We start from the raw sequence: 22,155 nt of genomic DNA, 5'->3' as shown, positions 1-22,155 counted from the left end.
GGCGATGCGAACAGGGACCGAAGTAGTCGGCCGAATTCCCTCGCTTGCGCTGCGGGCTAGTGTCCGAGCCTTTTAAACTATCGCTATTTCCCAAGGCGGAAACAGTCACGTTTCCGGATGCGACGATGCCGACATACGAATACGAGTGTGACGCTTGCCAACATCAGTTTGAGGAATTCCAGAACCTCAGCGATGACGTGTTGACCAAGTGCCCGAAGTGCAAAAAGAAGAAGCTGCGACGGTTGTTCAGCACCGGCGGGGGACTGATCTTCAAAGGTTCCGGCTTCTATATCACCGATTACCGCAGCGATTCGTACAAGAAGAGCGCGAGCAGCGATTCGAGCAGCAGTTCGTCGTCCAGCGGCGGTTCCTCCTCCAGCGAATCGAAGAGCTCGTCCAAAAGCGAGTCGAAGCCGAAAAGCTCTGGCGGATCCAAGGGATCGAAAAAGTCGTCCGACTAGCAGCCGACTCGCCTGGCTTGGCGTGGCACGCACCGCAATTTCGCTCTACAATAAACGTTATGCGATGTCCTACTTGCGAAAAAGAGTTTAACGCCGTCACCAAGGCGATGCCATTCTGCTGTGAACGGTGTCGACAGATTGATTTAGGCGTTTGGCTCAACGAAGGTCACTCGATGCCGATGGACATCGAGAAGCGATTTGGCCAACTCTCGGGAGAAATTCCGGATGAGGACGACGAGTGACGTTTTAACCACGGCGCGTCGGTCCTATAATGCCCCCACGCTCGGTCACACCCCCGACGCGTGAGGAGATCTCGAATGACTGACGACCGTGAAGTGCTCCGCTCCGTTTCCTGGCGCGATGTCTTCCCTTGGATATTGCTGTTTCGCACCTTTGGCCTCTCGTTCCAGCTGCGCGTGCTGCTGTTGGCGATCGCCGGCGTTATTCTGGTCGATCTCGGCTGGTGGGGCGCAGGGCAGCTCTTTTTGCAGCCAGCAGAACGCCCTTTGGGTGAAGTGCTGCACTCCCCCGTCATGGCGCAGCGCGTGATGGAACAGGCGGCCGAGGGGAAATTGGGGAGCGTCCTGATGATCTTGGATCCGATCCAGGAAGTCTGGGTTCATGCGACGCGGCCTTATCGCCTATTTTTCTCGGTCGACAATTCAATCCGGAGCATGGCTTATCGCGCCTTGTGCGCGTTGTGGGCGACTGCCGTTTGGTCGATCTTTGGTGGAGCGATCGCCAGGATCACCGCGTTATCGCTGACGCGCGAAGAGCGCTGCGGCCTCAAAAGCGCCCTGCTATTTTCGCTCTCTCGATTTCTGTCGTTCTTTACGGCCCCGCTATTTCCGATGCTCGGCGTGTTGGCGTTCGCGATTCCGGCGATGTTGCTGGGATTAATCGCTTACTTCGGTGACGTCGGGCTTTTGATTGCAGGCGTTCTTTACTTTATCGCCGCCATATTCGGCGTGATGACCGCTGCGCTCTTGATTCCCCTGTTGTTTGGCTGGCCTCTGATGTGGGGCGCTATCGCGACCGAAGCTTCGGACGCGTTCGATGCGCTTAGCCGCTCGTATGCCTACGTCACGCAGCGTCCGCTCCACTTCGCGTTCTACGGCGCCGTGTCGCTGGCAGTCGGCTCGTTGGGGTTGTTTGTCGCGTCCTTGATCGTGGTCGTCTCTCTGGGGATGACCGACTGGGCCTTCGCGATTGGAGCCGGAGGAGAACGGCTGGGCGATTTGCAAATCGCCGCCGCCGACGCGCCAATCCGGGCTTTTCGACAAATCGCGCCCGGCGTCGGCGTACCGGTCGAGATGGCCGAGCCCGCTCAAGGCGCTCAGATCATTCACTTTTGGCGCGGTTTGATCGCCCGAATCCTGGATGGCTACGTCTACGGCTTTTTCTTCATCGCGGCGACGGCGATCTACCTGCTGCTACGGTACGACGTCGATCAGGCCGAACTAGATGAGGTGACGCTCGAAGGAGAGGTTCGTTTCCCACCCCCGGCGTTCGCAGCGGATGCGGCGAACGGCACAGACGAACCAGGGAACATTGAGACGACTCCGCCGCCAGAAGCGTGAAGAAAAGCGGAAAATCGTAGTCTGAGACGCGAGCCAGGAAGTGCGGTTGGTTCATCGCGCGGTTTCCTGCCGCTTTCGGCTTTTCTTCGATCATTCTCCAAAGACCATTTTCATTCCGCTGTGCACTTGGCCATTGGTCATCGTGCGGAAGCCGGCGGCTTTGGCGGCGGCGAGTCGGTCGCTTTGGACGTGCGGACCGTAGGCGATTAGCTCTAGCTCCGGTTTCTTCGCCTTCAACGCGACGGCCAGGTCGGCTAGCGGAGCGCCGGTTGACGAAAGATCGACGACGACGCGTTCCGTTTCGTCATCGATTGCTTCCGTGCATTGCTCCGGCGATCCGACCACTTGAAGAGTGACCCCGCCGGTGCGAGCCGCTTGTTGCGCTCGGCTAGGAAACATCAGGTCGCGCGTTAGATAGACAATCTTCATGTTGCGTTATACGGCCGCGGGTCCGCGGGCGGCCCCTCCGATTTGAATGGTTTGCTCGACCGGCAGAACGAAGATCTTGCCGTCGCCGATACAGCCTTCTTGCCCGGTGCGGGCGACGCTTTCGATGGTCGCCAGCGCTTTTTCCACAAAGTCGTCGTTCACGATCAGCTCAATCGAGATCTTGCGCAGCAGCGTCGTTTGATATTCGACGCCGCGAAATGTCGCCGAGTGTCCCCGTTGGCGCCCATAACCTTCGGCGTCGGTAACAGTGAAACGCTCGACCGAAATCTCTTTCAGCGCATCGCGCAGCGAATCGAGTTTGGTCGGTTGAATGAGAGCGATGATCAACTTCATCGAAAGATCTCCTGCGGCGGCACGCACGGCGTGAATTTCTACTGCCGTTTAGGATAGCCGATCGTGGGAGGATCGGCGACTGGCGCTAAAGCGGGAAGCGGGGGGGGCGCATAAAAAAGCCCTCTCCGGGTGGGAGAGGGCTTTTGGGTTTTCGTTTTTTTCATCGGACCTACGGCGAGGCGAAGATCAGCTGGGAATCGAGGACCTTGTTGATGCGGGCCTTGGTTTCCAGCAGGTGAGCCTGCGAGTAGGAATCGAGTTTGACCTTCTTCTTCAAGGTCGAGTCGATCTTCTTCGACAGGTCGATCAGCTGAGCGTAGGCGATCGTCTGACAATCGTCCGGGGCGTACGTGTCACCCAAAGCGATGTTTGACAGGCGACGGAGATAGTTCCGCTGCAATCCGCGACGCAAGCTGCTAATCGCTGGATCGCTGTTGGTGAACTTTTCGTCCCCCTTCTTGAGATCGTCTAACTCGCTGTAAACGGCTTTCGTGAGACGCTCGATCAATTCGGCCGTCGTCATCGCTTCCTCGTCTTCGGCGACTTTCAATTCCGAATCGTGCATTCGGGTCAGAGTGCCGGACGAGAGCAATTGCGACAAGACGCGATCTTGCCACATCTCGATATAGCCGTGAATCGGGAAGTCCGGACGCGAAGTCATCGACGATCCCCAGTGATCCCAGTGCGACGGGGCCAACTGGTTGTAGATCGCGGGATCGACTTCGTACGGCGTGTCGCTGAAGACCTGCTCTTCGAGCAAAGTTAAAGCGGCGCGTTGTTTTTCGATATCGACCGCTTTCATCGGGGGCTGTGCGTCTTTGTCTCCCTTATGGCTGCGGCTGGTGTGAATACCGCCGACATAGCGAGAAACGAAGAACATGGCCTGACCGTGCGTGCTGAGCAGCACGTTGAATGCACGACGAGCTTTTGAGTAATCGTCGCCATCTTTCACAACGCGATTAACCAGGTCATCCATCGCTTCTTGAACCACTTTCGCCTGACGTTCGGCGAATTTGACGGCGTCTTCCCCGAAGTCGAAACGGTTCGAGTCCGGATCAGGAGCGCTGCTGGTCGTATCTTCGTCGGTCGAGAAGGTCAAACCCGGCTCGCCGCTGCGAGTCGCCAGCTTGTCGAGTTCTTTTTTCTCGCCATCGGTGCCGCCGGAGTACGGGGTATAGCCGTACTGGATCGCCCAGACATCGTACTTGCCGATCGTTTGCGGGAAGTAATCGCCTTGCTTCTCATCCTTGGGCGAGATGTTGGCCGGAACATAATCCATCACGCTCGACACCATGCCGTCGGTCGAGTCTTTGAGGTCGTTCATCTCTTCCAGCGAACGGAATTTGCTCGCTTTGAAGTTGTGACGCAAGCCGAGGGTGTGTCCCACTTCGTGCATCGCGACTTCTTTCAAGCCTTGCATGAAAAGCTTTTCGCGAACTTCTTCTCGATCTTCCGCGGCGGCGGCGCCTTCGGCGGCGATCAGATTCGCGAAGGCCATCTGGCTGGACATGCCTTTGCCGAGCATACAAGCCGAGCTAGGCGCGGCGCTGGGAACTCGTCCCGGAATCACGCTGGTCAGCTTGTCAATTTCGGCCTGACGTTCGGGCCAACCGCCGGTTAGCGCGGCGATGCCTTGCGGGTTGATGTCTTCAAACGTTTGTTGCCACGAGTTGAGGAACGAAGCGTCGAAGATGATGTCGGCGTCGAGGATCTGCCCGTTGTAGGGGTTGGTGCGCGACGGACCCATCGCAAAGCCGGCGTCTGAGGTGATCCAGCGGAACGTGTTGTAGTTCACGTCTTCCGGATCCCACGTATCGTCGTCTTCTTGTTGGCGAACGCGAACCGCGTCGATGTAGCCAGCTTTCTCGAAGGCTTTGTTCCATTCGAGAATGCCGTCACGGATCGGCTTGCGGTACTTGTAGGGAACGGTGTTTTCCAGGTGGAAGAGGATCGGCTCGGCCGGTTCCGACATCTTTTCGCTCGGTTCCGCCTTCTTCAGATCCCAGCGATTGATGTAGCGAACGAATTGATCGTCTTTTGACTGCGAGAAGTTTTTCACCACGGTCAAAAAGTAACCAACGCGATCATCCGCCAAACGCGGCTTATAGCCGTTGGAAGGAATCTTGCTGATCGAATAGTGAATGTCGATCCCCACGCCGCGGCTGTCCGGGACCGAATCAATGTTCATCCGTCCGCTGGTCGCGTAGGTTGCTGCGACTTCCAACTCGATGTTCTTGGCGAAGCCTTTGACTTCGCTGAAGACCGACTTGCTGGGAGAGAACGAAGCGCCCGGCAACACGTCCGAGATCTGCGGCAAGTCGCTCATGAAGACCGGCGTAACGTCGATCAGGTCGCCGCCGTTGGGCCCTTTTTTGTCTGCCGCCAGGCTGAATAAGACGCTGTCGCCGTAGGCGTGTTGGACGGCGCGAGCTTCCGGCTTGTTGCTGTCGGCCTTGAAGCGGACGTTCTTACGCACGATATGGACGTTGTCGTCGATCTTGCGGAACTTCCAAACCCAATCGTCGCCAAAGCCCCAACTGAAACCGCCGTAGATCGGGTATTGACCGATGCCGCGGCTGATCGAGATCAGCACGATATACTCGCCGCTATAGTGTTGCGACGAAAGTTCCAGATACAGGCGATTCCCCTTGTGATACATGGGAATCAAGCCGTCGACCTTTTTGAAGTCTTTCAAAATGCGGGCATGATCGGGCTGGCTAGCCGAACTTCCCCCATCTTTGCTGTCACTGGAAGAACCGCCGGTGGTCGCCATGACTTTGTCGGCGTTCTCATTCGGTTTGGCGGTGTCGGCTGACGCGTCTTTCGCGGCGGCCGCATCATCGGCGAATGCCGACGGCGGACATAGAACGGACGTCAGCCCAGCGGCAACCATAACCGCTAGAGTTGACCGCAACAGGGTCGACAGTTTCATTATCATCTTCTCTTAATGCGGGGGAGCTAAATGTTTGGGGGCAGACGAAGCGACTAGAGGCGAAGCGAGGAGGCGTGTCCGCCGCATGAGGATTGCTAGGGTCCTAAAATATACCCCATTTTCTCACATGAGCGGATTTAGGAAAAGTTTTCTGGCAGTCTCATTGCAAAAATTGTGCATAATTCCGCGCAGGGGAATTAGAACGTCTAGAGGAATTTTTTCGGTAGCGCCATGTTTGACAACCCCGACCGATCGCAGAATTGGTCAAAAACCGGCAAGATTGCCGACTCGTCCGACCTACTTCCGCGGTTTCCCGAACTACAGCGACAGCCGTGTCAAATCACTTCGCTTGGTTCAGCCGGCGGCTTGAGCGGGGGCGCAATTTGGCGAATCGAGTGCGATCGCCGGCTTTATGCGCTCCGTCGGTGGCCTGCAGAAACAACCTCTGCTCGCTTACGGTATGTCCACTCTCTACAACGTCTGTGGCGCGAGTCGAATCTAAAGTTCATTCCTGAACTCTATACGACGGCAGAGGGGGAATCGTTCACCGAAAATGCATTGGGGTTCTGGGAATTGGCCGAGTGGATGCCGGGCGCGGCGTTAGAGGGAGATACGATCTCGCCCCAGCAGCGAGACGCCGTCGCCGCCGCAATCGCGGCGATCCATCAAGCGGCCGCTCAGCATGAATCGTCGTTAGAACCCTCCCCAGGACTGCGGCAACGTTTGACGATGCTGCAGCGCTGGCGGACAATGGATCGGACGATGTTGCAAGACGCGATCCAGCGACTTGGCTGGCCCGAGTTTGCCGCAATCGCGCAGCAGATGCTGCAATCGTTCGCGTACGCAGCGAACACGATTGGAGACGAGCTGCAAGCGATCGTGTCGACTCCGCTTCCGCTCCATGCGTGTCTCCGTGATATCCATAGAGAACATATTTTTCTGACAGGCGCTTTGGTGAGCGGCGTCCTTGATTTTGGCGCCGTTCGGATCGAATCGCGAGCCGGTGATTTGGCCCGCCTGTGCGGATCGTTGTTTGAGGATGACCGCAATCGTTGGGATGATTTTCTCGCCCGATATGAGCGGCTGCGTCCTCTATCTGCCGCAGAACGACGGGCGATTGCCGTATTCGATCGCTCGGCGGTGCTGCTGACAGGGCTGCAGTGGATTGAGTGGATTGCGCTCGAGCGTCGGCAATTTCCCGATCCGGCGGCCGTTCTTTCTCGACTAGATATCTCTTTACGCCGACTGCAGTTTCTATTGAAATAGAGAGACTTCGCTGCAGCTAGCAAATGAAGTGTCGTTTGTTTCACTGACTCCTGGTGGAGCAATTGAAACGATGAAGGATAGAATATGGGTGAACGCGCTGCGCCAGCGCGATGCATTCGCCTGCTGCTTGAAAACTGTCCAGCCTTCCATTCACTCCCTTCGAGTTTGATTCACGCATGACTTCGAAGCTTGTATTGCGTTTGTCGAGTTACGTTTCGCTCCTGTTGTTGGCGCTCACCGCCAGCGTGCAGGCGCAGGGCTTTGATCCGTTCGCCGGATTGGAAGGACTCGACAATGGCCTGGCCGCCAACGATCCCAACCTGCAGGTGACCGGCAAGTTTGTCGTCGATCCCGAGAAACAGATTGGCCAGATCGAAGTGACCGCCAAAGTCGACGACGGTTGGTATCTCTATTCGATCACGCAAAAGCCCGGCGGGCCGCTGCCGTCGAAGTTGACGACGCCGGCCAACATCGTCGCTGGAAAGTTTGTCACCAATCAAAAGCCCAAAGTGGTTCCGCCTGACGACATCATGCCGGTGCCGCAAGAGAAACATTATCACTCGGTCACTTGGAAGGCGCCGTTCGTCTGGCCGCAAGGCGTCGATCCCAAGACGCTGACCCTCGCGATCAAATACTCGGGGCAAACTTGCTCCGACGCCGGAACATGCGTGCCGCAGCGAAGAGAATTGCAAGCCAAGTACGCTGGCGACGCCAAGATCGAGGTTCCCGCTGACTTTAAGCCGACCAACATGTTGGCGCCCAGCGACGCCGCTGCTCCACCCATGACGCATCAGATCATGGGCAAGGTCGGCGATTTCAAAACAGTGGGCGGGCATTCGATTATCCGCGGAAACATCACCCCCAAAGTTGTCGAGCCCGGCGGAAAAGTCCGGGTCGAGTTGACTGTCGAAGTGACCGACGGTTATCACGTCTATGCGTATGACACCGTCGATCCGTTGATCTACAAACCGACCGTCATGGGCTTGGCGACAGCGACGCCGTGGAAGATGTCGCCGCCGACGACCGAAAACCCGGTCATCGAAAAGGAATTTATCGAAGGCGAAGCGCCGCTGAAATATCATCACGGCAACACGACCTGGTCGTTCGAGATCACGGTTCCCAAAGACGCCGCTCTCGGCGAGCATCCGATTGTGGGATTCTTGGGTTATCAAACCTGCACCGACGCAACGTGCGATCGACCAGCGGGAATCAAGTTTGAAGCGTTGGTGAAAGTCGGCGCCGCGACCGATCTTGATACCGTTCCGCTCGCGTTAAGCGAAGCGCCCTATAGTGCGGCCGCCGACGCAGCGGCCGGAGAAGAGGTCGAAACGGCGATCGAAGCGCCGCAGCCTGGCGAAGCGGCGGCGATCGGCGGCTCAACGACCTGGCAAGTGGTGAACTCGGAAAAGATCACGAGCCTTTATATGGCGATGCTGTTGGCGCTGGTCGGCGGCGGCTTGCTGAACTTCATGCCGTGCGTGCTGCCGGTGGTGGGGCTGAAGATCATGGCCTTCGCTCATCAAGGAGGCGAGCATCGCACGCGTGTGCTCGGCTTGAACGCCGTCTATACGCTCGGCTTGCTCTCGGTTTTTTGGGCGCTCGCCGTGTTGGCGATCGGCGCTCACGTCTTTGCCGAATCGGCCGCCGGCGATAGCTCGGCGCAAGGTTGGGGTTCGCAATTTGGCAATCCTTGGTTCTCAATTCCGTTGCTCAGCCTGGTCTTTGTCATGGCGCTGAGCTTTTTGGGGGTCTGGGAATTGCAGATCCCCGGTTTTATCGGCGGCTCGACCGCCGGCGAATTGACCTCCAAAGAAGGCTACAGCGGCGCGTTCTTCAAAGGTATTTTCACCACGCTTTTGGCGACTCCTTGTAGCGGACCCTTCCTAGGCCCGGTGTTTGGTTTCACGTTGGCGAGCGAGCCGTACGTTACGTTCCTGGTCTTCACTTGCATCGGGCTCGGCATGGCGTCTCCTTATTTGGTGGTCGCCGCATTCCCGTCGCTGATTCGCTTTTTGCCGAAGCCGGGCGCTTGGATGGAAACGTTCAAAAACCTGATGGGCTTTGTCCTGTTAGGGACCGTGGTCTATCTGTTGACGGTCGTCGATAAAGACTACTTGTTGCCGACACTGGCGCTGCTGGTCTTTTTGGGAATCGGCTGTTGGATCTTGCAACTGACTCCGCCGGGATCAGAATTTGGCACGTCGATGAAATACTGGGGCGCAGCGCTTGCGGTGGCGATCGTCGGCGCGTACGGTTCGTTCTCGCTGCTGGTCAAAGGTGAGACGCAGATCCCTTGGCAGTATGTCGCAGAGTCCGAGTATGCGACGATCGAGCAAGACCTGTTATCCCTGCAAAAGTCAGGGCAAACCGTAATGGTCGACTTTACCGCGACCTGGTGTCCGAACTGCAAGTACAACTTCGCGCGGGTGATTGATACGCAAGAGGTCGCCGAAGTGGTGAAACAAAACAGCATCGTGCCGAAGATCATCGACTATACGAACGAAGATCCGCCGCTCAAGGCGCTGCTGAACGGAATGGGTTACAACTCGATTCCGATGTTCGCCGTCTTCCCGGCGAATCGCCCCGGCGAAGTCTATGTGCTCAGTGACGTCGTCAGCAAGCAAGGCGTCATCGGCATCCTGAATGACGCCGGGCCTTCGGTCGGTGATGAAAGGGTCTCGGATTCCGCCGCCGCGAAGACGGCGATGGTTCCGCACTAACCGCAGCATTCAAACTAGAACCATCAGCGAGACGCGCTTACGCGTCTCGCTTTTTTATGCGCGGTGGGGATTAGAACGTTACAGACGGCAATTCGCAATTTGCGTTTCCAAAATCGCCGACGCGCCGATCACTTCCAGTCGCTCCATCGCCGGAATCACTTCTTTGCGGCGGACCATCACGCGGACGGCGCACCAGCCGGGATCTTCCAGTGCGTTGACGGTGGGCGAATTGAAGCCCGGCGTGATCTTCTCGGCTTCGGCCAGTTTGGTGCGGGGAATGTTGTACTCGAGCAGCGAATAGCTGCGTGCGATCACGACCCCTTCCAACCGGCGGACCACGCGGTCGGCCATTTCTTGCTGACGCGGCTCTTTGTTTTGGATCAGGATCGTTTCGTAGCGGCCGATCTCGTCAAAGATCCGCAAGCGGTTGGCGGCCAACGTGCTGCCGGTTTCGACCAGGTCGACGATTGCGTCGGCGACGCCGAGCGAGATCATCACTTCGACGCTGCCTGACAGGGTGACCATGTGCGCTTTGGCGCCATGCTCGGCCAGGTAGGTTTCGGTCACGTGCGGAAAGCTGGTCGCGATCCGAGCGCCGTTCAAGTCGGCGGCGGATTGAATTTTGCTGTCGTCCGGCACGCAAACCGCCAAGCGACACCCGCCGACACCGAGCGCTAAGCGTTCGATGACATCGACTCCGGCTTCGGCGACCAGGTCGCTGCCGGTGATCCCCATGTCGATCGCGCCTTCAGCGCACAACACGGGGATGTCGTCGGTTCGCAAAAAGGTGATCTCAACCGGCGCGTCTTTGACCAGCGCGAACAGGCTGCGGTCTTGGCGACGGAAGCTGAGACCGGCGTCTTTCAACAGTTCAGTGGCCAGTTCGGCCAGGCGCCCTTTGCTGGGAACGCCGATGCGGAGATTTTCCATGTCGCGAATCAATCGGGGGTGGGCGGTCGGCCGCGGTTATTGGTCGGCTTTGCGCGACGCTTTTTCATCGATGCCCGAGACGCCAAATCGTCGGGCCAATTCTTGTTCAACTTCGGCCAGCGTGATCTCTTGGTGACAGAGCAGCACAAACAGGTGATAAATCAAATCGCCTGACTCGTAGATCAGGTGAGCCCGACCTTCGTCGCCGGGTTCGCCGGCCGCTTCGACCGTTTCGGCCGCTTCTTCCATGATCTTGCCGCCGATTTTGTCGACTCCACCGGCAAATAGCTTGGTGGTGTACGATTTTTCGGGCGGATTGGCCTTACGGTCCTCGATCACCGCCATCAATTGAGCGAGAATGTGGGATTCGTTGGGCACTGGGCGGCTTCACTACTAGCGAGGGGAACGGGACGGCAAAGCCTCCTATTCTAGCTGGGAAGGGGCAATTGCGAAATTCCTCGCCCTGCTGCGATGCCTGGGAACAGCCGAATCTTCTTGAAATTTACTGTGTCGCCCTGCTGATGAACGCTTCTGAAGAGGTTGATTTTCTCGATTGTTGGTATCTGACCGGTCCTACGGCCGGCGGAAAATCGGCGATCGGGCTGCAATTGGCCCAGCGAATTGACGCCGAAATCCTCTCGCTCGACTCGATGGCGCTGTTCCGCGGCATGGATATCGGCACCGCCAAGCCTTCGCCGGCCGAGCGAGCCCTGGTCCCGCATCACCTGATCGATGTACTGGATCCGAGCGAAGATTCGAGCATCGCTAACTATCTCGAGATGGCCGCCGCCGCGGTTCGCGACATTCGCGCTCGCGGTAAACAGCCGTTGTTTGTCGGCGGGACGCCGTTGTATTTGAAAGGGCTCCTTCGCGGGCTCACGTCGGGGCCGGCGCCTGATCTCGATTTTCGCCGGACCGTTGAAGCAGAGGTTGCCGTGATCGGCGCCGCAGCGCTCCATCAGCGTTTGAAACAAGTCGACCCCCTCTCCGCCGCGCGGATCAACGCCAACGATGTGCGACGGATGATCCGAGCGCTGGAAGTTTACAAAGTGACCGGGCAGCCGATCAGCCATTTGCAGAATGACTTTGACGAAGGACGCGCCGCCGCCGATTGCCGCGTCTTCGCTCTTGATTGGCCGCGAGCCGAGTTGCACGCGCGCATCAATCGCCGCGTCGACCAAATGTTCGCCAACGGACTGGTCGCCGAAGTCGAAAAGCTGCTCGCGCACCACGCTCCCCTCAGCGATACCGCACTGCAGGCCGTCGGCTATCGCGAAGTGATCGATCATCTCGAAGGAAAATGGACGCTCGCCGCCGCTATCGAAAAGGTAAAAGTCCGCACGCGCCAATTCGCCAAACGCCAATGCACTTGGTTTCGCAGCCTGAGCGAATGCCGCATGACGCCGCTCTCCGGCGCGTTGGACCCGCAGCGGATCGCGGATGAAATCGCTCGTCAGTAAAGTTCAAGCGAGGAAGCCCAACCCATCGTAGCCCGAGTGCGCAAGCCAAGGGAATGCGGCCGGACCCGATGGTAGGACCGGACCGCTTCACTTTTTTTTCTTCGTTGCCCGCTGCGCCAGCAAGGGAATTGCGGCCGCTATTCCAAAAGAGGAACGTCCCGCTGGGAATTCGCGCTTCCCTTCGCCTTCGACAATCCATTTTCAAACTTCGTGACTCGTTTCACAATGTGGACTGGACCGCAACGTTTTTTTTCTGCGCGGACGAGTGGACTGGACCGCTGCACTTTTTTTTTCGGATCGGAACCTGGGACCGGACTGGACTCAACTGCGCAAGTCGCGCCTAGCAGTTCAGTTGATCGCCGCCCAAAATCGTCATCGCGCAGCAAAGCACCCTCGAATCGGCCTTTTTGGCCGCCGAGCGATCGCGGTTGGTCCGGGGGTTTCGGGGTAATGGACCCCGGATTCGTGCGCTTTGTCAAGCGGCAAAGTTAAGTAGAGTGCGCCTGGACGCACCAAGTTCTGCCAACAGTCGCCGACACGCAATTGCGTGGCAACGCAATTATATGGTTCGGTTGCACCGGCACGCGGATGAATTGGGAGACTGACAGGGCAAATCCTGCGCGTCCAGACGCACTAGGTCGGGACTTGCCCTGCAAAGCAAATTGCGTTTGCGACATGCTTTGATTGATCGTACCGCACCGCGCAGAAAAAAGCCCGCGTTTCGGGATGGAAACGCGGGAGCTTGGTTGGACTAGCGTTTTGGCAGGCTGAAGCCGTGCGCTACGTTTTTTCGTGCTCGGTAGCCGGCGCCGTAGGGGCCGCGTCGAGTAGGCGTTTGAGTTCGCTCGTCAGTTTGTCGCCGCGGGCGTTTAGGTCGATGACGTTCCCCTGTTGATCAACGAGGATCGCTTGCGGGATTCCGTCGATGCCTAGGTAGGTGACCAGCGGGTGTTGCCAGCCGCGCTGTGATTCTTCGACTGGGAACATTGTTTGCCAGGGGAGTTTCATTTCGGCGATGTAGCTTTCGGCGTTCTCTTGGGAATCGTCGAGCGAGATGCCCAGGACTTCAAAGCCGGCGCCTTTGTACTTCTCGTACATTTCCAGGACGTGCGGCATCTCGGCGCGGCAGGGGCCGCACCAAGTGGCGAAGAAGTCGACGAGCACGACCTTGCCGCGATAGGCGGACCAGTCGAGTTCGGAGCCGTCGAGCATGGTTCCGGTCAATTCCAACGGCTTGCCGATGATCGTCAAACGGCGATGCAGACCCTCGACCTTTTGAAGTGCGTTTGAGATCGCGGGATCTTCCGAGGCGGCGTTCAACTCGATCGCGGCGGCGAGCATCGTGATGCCTTCCGCGCGATTGCGGGCGATGACGTAGGGGGAGACGACTTTCGCCGCGATCAAACCTGGGAGGCCTGGCTGGTCAAAGTTGACTTTCTTTTTCGCGTCGGCAAGCATCTTGTCGACATCGAGCTTACCACCGGCCCGCGGGGCTTTTACGTGCGCGTCAATCAGCATGTAGATCGAGATCTGAACGGTATCTGCGGCGCCGCTGTTGATCCCTTCGTTGAGCGCGGCGTCAAACGCCGCTTTGTCCGCGTCTGTTTCTGTCGCGGCAGCGATTTCTTTTAGCGAAACAATTTTGAACGTGTTCGCTTTGGCGAGTGAAACGCCGGTTCCCTGCAGATCCTTGATCTTCTGACAGGTGACCGCCATCTCGCGCATCAACTTAACGAACTCGGCTTGGCGCTCTTCTTTTGTTCCTTTCACTCCACCCAGTTCGCCGCGCAGCGTATCGATGTGTGCGGTCAACAGCGACACGTCGTTCGAGGTCGTCGGGTCGAAATCGACTGCTTCCTCGGTCTCGATGACAGGCGTCGCATCCGCGGCAAAAGCTGGCTGAGCCAACAGACCAAGGGGAGTCGTGGCGATCGCGGCCGCCAAGAGAGAGGCACGCAGGTTTTGCGTCAGAGACACGGCAAACAGAGACATAGAAACCTCAATATTCAGGGTAGAACGAAACGTAGCGGGGCAGGCATGAGGAAGTGCTACGGCGTCGAATTCTGTGCATTGCGGCGGTTTTTCATGCGCCAAGCGAAAACGATATTCTAGCAACCCGGTCCCAATTTCACGGGATGTTTTGCTTCCGAAGTGATGAGAATACGGCAATTTCTGCGCGACTTTTGCGCGTTAATTTTGCGACAGGGGCGCAAGGATAGAGATATAGAAAGTCGACAAAAAAAATAGTGCCAGGGCGGAGAAGGAGAGTGAATAAAGAGAGGCGCCAAGCAACGAAAAAAGACGCCGCGGTGGGCGTCTTTACGTGAGCGAGCCGTTTGCCGGGCCTAGTTGGCCGCTTTCAGTTCGCGGAAGCCGGCGAGGATGTCGCGGTACTTCGTGCGAAAGTCGACCACCATCCAGCCCATATAGATGTTAAAGCCGAGTGAGAGGAACGCAACGATCACAAGCATCCAGTAGGGACGTTCGACCGGTTCGGCGACGACCTTTGGCTTTTCCGCTTCCAAGTCACGAGCAGGGCGATCGCTGGGGGAAGGCGATGCTGCCGGCGTGGTGGTGGGCGCCGGAGCGGGGGGTTGTTGCTGAGCCGGCGGATTTAATAGCGCCGCTAAGCGTGGATCGGTTGCATAAGGATTGGCAAACGGCGAATAGGGAGCCGGTGGATAATAGGGATTGGCCGGCGGATAAGCGCCCACATAGTTGGGCTGGCCATAGGGGTTCGGCGGTTGCTGTTGATACGGCGGTTGCTGTTGCTGATAGTTGGGCTGCTGCGGTTGGTAGTTTTGGTTGGGCTGTTGCTGATTCGAGGGGGGAATCACGTTGCCGTTGTTGTTGCCATTATTGTTGTTTTGCGAGTTCTGGTTTTGCGGCGTGCTGTTGATCGGCGTCAGGCCGCCGTTGTTGTACGAACCATTGTTGGTTCCGTTATTGTTTGAACCGTTATTGAGGTTTGACGAATATCCGCTGCCGCTGTTTCCATTGCCGGTGTTGTAGTTCAATCCGCTGCCCGATTGCCCGCTGCTGCCGGAATTGGGATTCGCGTAGTTGTCTCCAAACCGCTGATAATTGCTGTCGCCAGTTTGCGAAGATTGCCCATTGTTCAGGCTGCTGCCGGTGTTGTTATTGAGCGGCGGTGACGTGTAAGCAGGATACTCGCTCCCTTGGTTGGTCGTGGGAGTGCTCGAATAGCCGCTGCTCCCTTGATAGGTGGTCGACGTGCTGCTGTTGGACGGCAATGGAGTCGTGCTGAAACGATTGTTGGACGACGAAGGCGCCACCGGCGTGGTTGTGCTGCCGCCGGGAATCGAGAAATTGCTCGGGCTTCCGCGGAGCGCCGGATTGGTGTCGGCGGCGTTGGCGGTGCGCGTGTTGGGATTCAGCGGCGTACCGCCGGTCGTGACTCCGCTCGGAAAGTTGGAGACTCCGCTGCTGAGCGTATTATTGTACCGCGGAGTCGGCGTATCGGCGGCCAGCGCGTTCAGCGGAGGCGTCGCAGTCGACGCGGTGCTGCTGCTGGGCGCAGGGTTCAACTCTAACGCTTCGACTTTGCGCAGCGTCGCGCTCTCTTCAATCGGAGCTTCGAACGAGGCGGGCCTTTCAGGCATCTCGCGCGGCAGTTCTCCCTCGCCGATTTGCACGCGAAAACAGCGGATGTTCTCGATTTGCATATCGGGAGGTAAAACGCCTTCGATCGACGTCTTACCGTCTTGAAGTCGTTGGAATAATTCCGGCTCAATCTGAATGATGTATTCAACGCCCTGCGGGTCATCCTTGGCGGGGCGCCAACCTGTATCAATTCCGACGGCGGCTGTAGCAACTAGAATAGCGGCGGCGTACACGTTTCCATCTCCTCGTACGGCACGAGCGTAAAAATGCCGGCATCATCGTAGCTAGTATGCCGGAAACAGGAAAGCGACATTTGACAGCAATCCCTGGCCGTTACGAGGAATTCGCCAAGTTTGCATCTTTGGCGTCCTCCGCTTCGCCCATTTTTACGAGCTCTCCTCGCAACATGTTCAGTAATACTTGCATAAATGCGACCAACATCGGACCGACCAGAATTCCGATCGGGCCCAGCGCCGAGACGCCGCCCAGTACCGATAGCAACGCCAGCAACGGGTGAAGCTTCGACTGGCCATGCAAGACAAAAGGCTTGATGATGTTGTCGACAAGCGAAATGACCGCAACCCCGTAAATAGCCAAGCCTACGCCTGCTGCTAATCTTTCCTCGGCGACAATCAGCCAAACGCTGACCGGCACCCAGACTGACGCGGCGCCCAAAAACGGCACCATCGCCAGCGTCATGGTCAGAAACATCAGCAGGAATACCGACTCGAGCCCGCAGAACCAAAAGCCAATTCCGGCCAACAGACCCTGAGCGAGCGCCGATAAGAGCGTCGCCAAGACGACGGCGCGACTGACTTGGCTAAACTCTTCGATCAGCTGACGTTCGTATTCGTCATCCAGCGGCGATAACCGCATCGCCGCGCTGATGAGCGCCGGGCCATCAAAAAAGAAGTAGTACAAGCTCAAAATCAAGATTCCGAGCCCGAGGATCAATGCGCCTACGAACGAAGCTCCCGCGCCGGTTACCGGCAGGACGATGGTTTCGAGTCGATCGATCGCCAACGATTGCAGCCGCGAAGCTTCGCGATCGCCGGGGTTGGCGTACAACCGCGCCATCGCCAGCGGTTGGCCTCCCAGGTATTCGACCGTTTGCCGGCGAAACAAGGTTTGCACATCCTCCATCCGTGACGCGAAGATCAAGTCGCCGGGGGTGAGCTGCTCTTTTTTGACCGCATCGATGATTTCGCCCAGTTCGGCGTTTACCAGGTCGAGTCCTTCCGACATGCTCCGCCAGCGCTGGACGATATCGCCGCTGGTCAACGAGTTGGGCGCGGCGTCCGCGAGTTGGTCGGCGATTGGATCGACGCGCCCCGCCCGAGCGTCGGCGAGCAGTTGATCCCGATTTTCCAGGTCCGATCCGCGTGCAGCTTCGACCTCTTGAATCGCGGTTTCGCCTAAATCCGCGCGATAGGCGTTCAGATCTTCGCGTAGTTGCGTGATCAGCGAGGTCGCAGCGTCGGCCGATCGCCCGGTGGGCGGAGTTTCGATCAGGTTTTCCAGCTCTTCGCCGATCTGGTGGTAGAGCGGGGGATTGGGGATCGTCAGTCCCATTCGTTTGCGCAAACGGTCCAGGCGTTCTTCGACTTTCGGCTGGTCATCGCTGCGGACCAGATCGATTGTTTCTTTGATCGCCATCGAGAAGATGCCGATCAACGGCGCCAGGACGATCAACAAGATGATCAGGGTTGTCGCGCCGGCCGCCAAAGCGTTGCGACCCTTGAATTTCTCGACAATCCAGTCGTGAAGCGGCCGAAAGATGACGACCAGGATGGCCGCGAGAAACATCGGCACCAAGAAAATCGACATCACCTGGTAGGTGAAGAAGGCGGCGACGCCGACAATGGCCAGCAGCGCCCAGAACGAAAACATTTTTGGCAAAGACATACGAAGTAGGTCCGTCGTCGAAAATGGTAAGGGAGGATATTCCGGGAATCGGAGGCATTCTAACAGACGGAATTTCGCTCGCGGTCAGCTGCGCTTGTCGCAAAATCCATTTCGGCACAGAATAAATGCCGAATGTTACCTAAGATTTACCTGAATCGAGTTTGCCGTTGTCTGAGTCATCGCCGAAGAGTTCCTGGAAAAGCTGGCTCACGCTCGCGGCGAAGATCGTCATCTTTCTCGTGGTGGTCGCAGGGGTCTGGTACAACGTCGCGCGCGCCGTGCAAGATATGCGCACCCATGGCGATTCGGTTGGGTCGATCCAATGGGGTTGGCTGGTCGCGGCAGGGATCATCTACGCGCTGGCCTCACTGCCGATGGCGACCTATTGGTACTGCGTCCTGCTTGCTCTGGGGCAGCGACCCACCTACGGGCGAGCCGTGCGGGCCTTCTTTATTGGGCATTTAGGAAAGTACGTGCCCGGCAAAGCGATGGTGGTGGTCTTGCGGACTAGCCTCGTGCAGGGAGAGCATGTCGAGAAAACGGTCGCGGCCGTCGCTGTGTTTATCGAAACGTTGACGATGATCGCCGTTGGCGCCGCTTATTCTGGCGTGATCTTGGCCATACTCTTTCGTGAGCAAGCGATCTTGATCACGATTGCCGGGGTGCTGGGGCTGTGCGCTTTTGTACCGACGTTGCCGCCGATTTTTCGCAAGGTCGTCGTGCTTTTACGCGTGACTCGGCTCAATCCACGCCTGGAAGAACATCTGGAAGGGCTCAATTATCGCTTGATGCTGATCGGCTGGGGCGCCTATTTTGTCGCGTGGTCTTTGATGGGGCTTAGTTATTTGGCGGTGATGCAGGCCATCCCCGGCGCCGTATCGACCTTGGCGAACCCCTGGGAGGCGCTGCCGTTGTTGATTGCCGCGGTCGGTCTGGCGATGATCGCCGGCTTCGTCTCGCTGCTGCCGGGGGGATTTGGCATTCGCGAGTTGATCCTGATGCAATTGACCGCTCCGGTATTCGGCCGGCCGATCGCGGTGGTTGCGGCGGTGATGCTGCGAGTCTCATGGATGGTGGCGGAAATCGTAATCTCAATTATTCTATATATCTTGCCTTTTGCCTTTTCGCGACGCAAAGCAGCCGATGCTGCGGTCGACGATTCGGTTCCCACCCCGCCTATCGCCCGCTAACGCGGTCCAAGGCTGTTCGAAACGAAACGAGAGAGTTTTGCGTCTTTCCGCCGTCATCCCCGTCTATAACGAAGCGGATAGCCTTCGTGAGTTGCATCGAGAATTGACCGAGGTCGCCGCCGCCAACGGCTATCTGATGGAGATAATCTTCGTCGATGACGGTTCGACCGACGCGTCTTGGGAAGTAGAACGCGAACTCGCCGAAAGCGATCCGCAGGTGAAAGCGATCCGCTTTCGTCGCAATTTTGGCAAAGCGGCGGCGCTGGATGCTGGATTTCGCATCGCCCGCGGCGAACTGGTGATGACGCTCGACGCGGACTTACAGGATGACCCGCACGAGATCCCCCGCTTTCTCGAACAGATCGAAAACGGATTTGACGTCGTCAGCGGCTACAAGCAAGTACGGCACGATCCCTGGCACAAGGTTCTCCCTTCGCGGATCTTTAATTGGATGGTCAGCACGCTGACCGGCGTTCGTTTGCACGATCACAATTGCGGCATGAAATGCTATCGCCGCGAGATCTTTGAAGAAGTTCGCTTGTACGGCGAACTGCATCGCTTTGTGCCGGTGTTGGCCTCGGCCCGCGGTTGGAAGATCGGCGAAATCGTCATTCAGCATCGGGCTCGGCAGTTCGGCCAATCCAAGTACGGCTTCTTTCGCATCTTCAAAGGCTTTCTCGATCTGCTGACGGTCAAGTTTATTACCGGTTTTGGACAGCGTCCGCAGCATTTGTTGGGAGGCATCGGGCTCGCCTTTTTCGCCTTCGGCGGATTGGGGATGACGGTCTTGGCGATCTGGTGGTGTTTATCCCGAATTCCGGCGCTGGGACTAAACCCGCTCAACATTCATGAAACGGCGATGATCTTTTACGTGATTACGGCGCTGTTGTTAGGGACGCAATTTTTGATGGTCGGTTTGCTGGCGGAACTGATCACGGCGCAAAACTCGCGCGGCCAATCTCCTTACTCCATCTCGGAGACCGCCGGTTATCTCAAGCACCACGATTCGAGCGCTGACCAAAACGTATGACCGACGACGCAAACCGACAATTACGCTTGGCGATTTACGCTCTGTTGATCGCCGTGAGCGTCGGCACAATCATCGGTCGCATCGGCCAGATGCGCGCCGACCATGGCAAACATCCCTTTATGAGCGCCAATGATCGCAGCCGCTGGACGACGATTCGTTCGCTGGTCGATCATGGGACGTTCGCGATTGACGACGTGATCGCCGATCGTCGCTGGGACTCGATCGACAAGGTCTATCATGTCGGCGCCGACGGCAAGCGACACTACTACTCGAGCAAGCCGCCGCTGTTAGCGGTGCTGTTGGCCGGTGAGTACTGGGTGGTGAAAAGTGTGATGGGGCTGTCGCTCGGCAGTTATCCGTTTTATGTCGCGCGGATCATGCTGGTAATTACCAACGTCGGCCTGTTGCTGGTGATGTTCGCCTCTTTAGTTTCGCTGGTCGAGCGTTACGGGCGCAGCGATTGGGGCAAGATTTTTGTGATTGCGTCGGCGGCGTTTGCCACATTTTTGACGACGTTTGCGATTACGCTGAACAATCATTTAATCGCTGCGGTCGCCGCGATGCTGGCGATCGACTTTGCGCTGCGGATCTGGATCGATGGGCGCCGCGAGAGCTGGCTCTTTTTTGGCGCCGGTTTGATGGCGGCCTTCGCCGCGGCCAACGACTTGCCGGCGTTTTCACTGTTTGGCATATTGGGTTTGGCGCTGCTGATCCAATCGCCCAGCAAAACCTTGTTAGCCGGCGTGCCGGGCGCGTTGATCATCGCGGCGGCTTCGTTTGGAACCACCTATTGGGCGCACGGAAGTTGGAAGCCGCCGTATGCGCATCGCAGCGATGGACCGGCGATCGCCCAACTTGATGCACAAGCCGCAGGCGACGCCGCGAGCGAGTTGAACGACGCGAAAGTGCCGACGGCTGTTCGATCGGCATTTGCCGAGCAGGGGATCACGCTCTCGGAAACGCCGGAGTTGCAAGTCCGCGCAGCCGATGATCGCTGGGTGCTGGATGATCCGGTGGTCGATCGTCGCTGGGCGCTGCAAAAGGTGGACGACGGGATCGAGATCCGCTCGTGGGATCGCTGGTACGACTATGCCGACACCTATTGGCGCGAAGGCGTAAAGAAGGGAGTCGATCTGGGCGAACAGTCGCGACTCACCTATGCGTTTCATATGCTGCTAGGACATCACGGCGTTTTCTCGCTCACGCCGATCTGGATCTTGTCGGTGATCGGCGGCGTGATGCTGCTGCGCAGCGAAGATCGTCACTGGCGCGACGTCGCAATCTTGGTGGCGACGCTCACCATCGTCTGCATCTTGTTTTACACGTTTCGCCCGCTGAAAGATCGCAACTACGGCGGGGTCTGCTCGGGATTCCGCTGGCTGTTTTGGTTGATCCCGCTCTGGCTGGTGATGTTGCAACCGGCCGCGGATTGGTGCGCCCAGCGCCGCTGGATGCGCTGGACGGCGACGATCTTACTAGCGATTTCGGCAGCGTCGGCGGCCTACCCGGCGCTCAATCCTTGGAGCCATCCGTGGATTTATCGCTATCTGCAGTATCTGGGGTGGCTGTGATTTTGAACGGATGCAGCTGAGATTGTTCGCTCGGCGCCGGGCTTCAACAATCCGGGTTTCACCGCAGCGGTTTTTGTTATGGTTCTGATTGCATGAGCAGTCGGTTGGCAATCGCCTGCGATGGCGGATCATTTAGCAACGCGATGGCCTTGCCAAGAATCGGGTGCTCATCATCCGACAAGGTGAGTAGGCGTATCGTAATGTCGCCAAACTCGGATGAGGCGACGCATTGCTGCATCGCGTTTAAGCATGCTTCGTAAAGCGTATTGCCAAACTCGTCATAGAACTGTTCGTCCTCAAGTGGTTCGTCGTACTTGCTGTAAATCGCCGCGAGACCATCACAACTGGAGCCAAACGTCTTGCCGTTGGGAACATATTTCCATTCATCCAAGCTGGGAATGTTGTCTTTCTCCGCCGGGGCGTTGGAACGCTTGGCAATTCGAGAAATAATCCCGTCGTTGGAGAAGTCTGAGGGGAGCTCGAGCGCAAAACCACAAACGGTTGGATCGTTTCGCAGCTCATTCAGATGAGCAACGAGCTCCTGATGCAGTACGTGTCGCCATTGTGCGATGTCATCCGTTGGATCGATTGATTGCATCGGGGTGTAGTTAACAGGGGATTCAATGGAGGAATTCTTGCACCAGCGCCGAAGGACCTCAGTCTACTTTGCTTCTCCTTCACCAGCAAACAACTTGCCGCACCG

At 57.5% G+C, this 22,155-nt stretch carries 18 protein-coding genes; 9 read left to right on the top strand and 9 right to left on the bottom strand.

Translation table 11 applies throughout. From position 1 onward, the window contains the following. The first annotated feature begins 125 nt into the window (after positions 1-125). The 3 genes from DSM3645_RS20425 (at position 126) to DSM3645_RS20415 (ending at position 2,041) form a co-directional block, all read left to right on the top strand. Positions 126-461, top strand: coding sequence for an FmdB family zinc ribbon protein (locus tag DSM3645_RS20425; RefSeq protein WP_040353127.1), 336 nt, complete (start codon positions 126-128; stop codon positions 459-461). Positions 462-520: 59 nt separating this feature from the next. Next, a complete protein-coding gene (gene yacG, locus DSM3645_RS20420; protein WP_002654454.1) occupies positions 521-703 on the top strand; it encodes a DNA gyrase inhibitor YacG in 183 nt (60 codons plus the stop codon). A 75-nt stretch (positions 704-778) separates the two neighbouring features. Next, entirely contained in the window at positions 779-2,041 is a 1,263-nt protein-coding gene (locus DSM3645_RS20415; protein WP_040352884.1) for a hypothetical protein, read from the top strand. Positions 2,042-2,131: 90 nt separating this feature from the next. Here DSM3645_RS20415 and DSM3645_RS20410 read toward each other — a convergent pair whose 3' ends face one another. From DSM3645_RS20410 to DSM3645_RS20400, 3 genes are all read right to left on the bottom strand, one after another. Beyond that, a complete protein-coding gene (locus DSM3645_RS20410; RefSeq protein ID WP_002654452.1) occupies positions 2,132-2,470 on the bottom strand; it encodes a hypothetical protein in 339 nt (112 codons plus the stop codon). Positions 2,471-2,476: 6 nt separating this feature from the next. Next, on the bottom strand, positions 2,477-2,824 hold the full coding sequence (locus DSM3645_RS20405) for a P-II family nitrogen regulator (protein ID WP_002654451.1): 348 nt from the start codon (positions 2,822-2,824) through the stop codon (positions 2,477-2,479). A 169-nt stretch (positions 2,825-2,993) separates the two neighbouring features. Further along, positions 2,994-5,756 (bottom strand): zinc-dependent metalloprotease, encoded by a 2,763-nt coding sequence (locus DSM3645_RS20400; RefSeq protein WP_237564899.1) that lies wholly within the window; start codon positions 5,754-5,756, stop codon positions 2,994-2,996. Positions 5,757-5,987: 231 nt separating this feature from the next. Between DSM3645_RS20400 and DSM3645_RS20395 the strand changes: the two genes are divergently transcribed. Together DSM3645_RS20395 and DSM3645_RS20390 are read left to right on the top strand one after the other, a co-directional pair. Beyond that, entirely contained in the window at positions 5,988-7,022 is a 1,035-nt protein-coding gene (locus DSM3645_RS20395) for a phosphotransferase (RefSeq protein WP_002654449.1), read from the top strand. 176 nt (positions 7,023-7,198) lie between these two features. Then, entirely contained in the window at positions 7,199-9,742 is a 2,544-nt protein-coding gene (locus DSM3645_RS20390; RefSeq protein ID WP_002654448.1) for a protein-disulfide reductase DsbD family protein, read from the top strand. Between the two features lie 78 nt (positions 9,743-9,820). Here the strand turns inward: DSM3645_RS20390 and hisG are convergent, their stop codons facing one another. After that, a complete protein-coding gene (hisG, locus tag DSM3645_RS20385) occupies positions 9,821-10,672 on the bottom strand; it encodes an ATP phosphoribosyltransferase (protein ID WP_002654447.1) in 852 nt (283 codons plus the stop codon). 36 nt (positions 10,673-10,708) lie between these two features. After that, a complete protein-coding gene (locus DSM3645_RS20380; protein ID WP_002654446.1) occupies positions 10,709-11,050 on the bottom strand; it encodes a phosphoribosyl-ATP diphosphatase in 342 nt (113 codons plus the stop codon). Positions 11,051-11,193: 143 nt separating this feature from the next. Between DSM3645_RS20380 and miaA the strand changes: the two genes are divergently transcribed. Then, positions 11,194-12,132, top strand: coding sequence for a tRNA (adenosine(37)-N6)-dimethylallyltransferase MiaA (gene miaA / locus DSM3645_RS20375; protein ID WP_002654445.1), 939 nt, complete (start codon positions 11,194-11,196; stop codon positions 12,130-12,132). A 780-nt stretch (positions 12,133-12,912) separates the two neighbouring features. On the opposite strand, the gene DSM3645_RS28725 is transcribed toward miaA, so the two are convergent. The 3 genes from DSM3645_RS28725 to DSM3645_RS20355 form a co-directional block, all read right to left on the bottom strand. Continuing rightward, positions 12,913-14,124, bottom strand: coding sequence for a TlpA family protein disulfide reductase (locus DSM3645_RS28725; RefSeq protein ID WP_002654443.1), 1,212 nt, complete (start codon positions 14,122-14,124; stop codon positions 12,913-12,915). A gap of 353 nt (positions 14,125-14,477) precedes the next feature. Next, positions 14,478-15,989, bottom strand: coding sequence for a hypothetical protein (locus DSM3645_RS20360; RefSeq protein ID WP_002654442.1), 1,512 nt, complete (start codon positions 15,987-15,989; stop codon positions 14,478-14,480). 100 nt (positions 15,990-16,089) lie between these two features. Further along, positions 16,090-17,661: an AI-2E family transporter gene (locus tag DSM3645_RS20355; RefSeq protein ID WP_002654441.1), complete on the bottom strand. Its 1,572-nt coding sequence runs from the start codon at positions 17,659-17,661 to the stop codon at positions 16,090-16,092. 167 nt (positions 17,662-17,828) lie between these two features. Between DSM3645_RS20355 and DSM3645_RS20350 the strand changes: the two genes are divergently transcribed. From DSM3645_RS20350 to DSM3645_RS20340, 3 genes are read left to right on the top strand one after another with little or no spacing between them, the layout of a single operon-like run. Further along, a complete protein-coding gene (locus tag DSM3645_RS20350) occupies positions 17,829-18,851 on the top strand; it encodes a lysylphosphatidylglycerol synthase transmembrane domain-containing protein (RefSeq protein WP_002654440.1) in 1,023 nt (340 codons plus the stop codon). 37 nt (positions 18,852-18,888) lie between these two features. Beyond that, the gene (locus tag DSM3645_RS20345; RefSeq protein ID WP_002654439.1) at positions 18,889-19,881 is read left to right on the top strand and encodes a glycosyltransferase family 2 protein; all 993 of its coding nucleotides are present in this window, start codon (positions 18,889-18,891) and stop codon (positions 19,879-19,881) included. Further along, entirely contained in the window at positions 19,878-21,452 is a 1,575-nt protein-coding gene (locus DSM3645_RS20340; protein ID WP_002654438.1) for a hypothetical protein, read from the top strand. Before DSM3645_RS20345 ends, DSM3645_RS20340 begins: the two co-directional genes overlap by 4 nt. A gap of 76 nt (positions 21,453-21,528) precedes the next feature. On the opposite strand, the gene DSM3645_RS20335 is transcribed toward DSM3645_RS20340, so the two are convergent. Further along, complete coding sequence (locus DSM3645_RS20335; RefSeq protein ID WP_002654437.1) at positions 21,529-22,050, bottom strand: DUF4303 domain-containing protein; 522 nt, start codon at positions 22,048-22,050, stop codon at positions 21,529-21,531. Positions 22,051-22,155: the final 105 nt, after the last annotated feature.

Origin of the sequence: Blastopirellula marina DSM 3645 (genome assembly GCF_000153105.1) — a bacterium.
Lineage (GTDB): Bacteria > Planctomycetota > Planctomycetia > Pirellulales > Pirellulaceae > Blastopirellula > Blastopirellula marina.
Note: the sequence above shows the minus strand (reverse complement) of the source record. Positions and strands in the feature narration are given on the sequence as shown.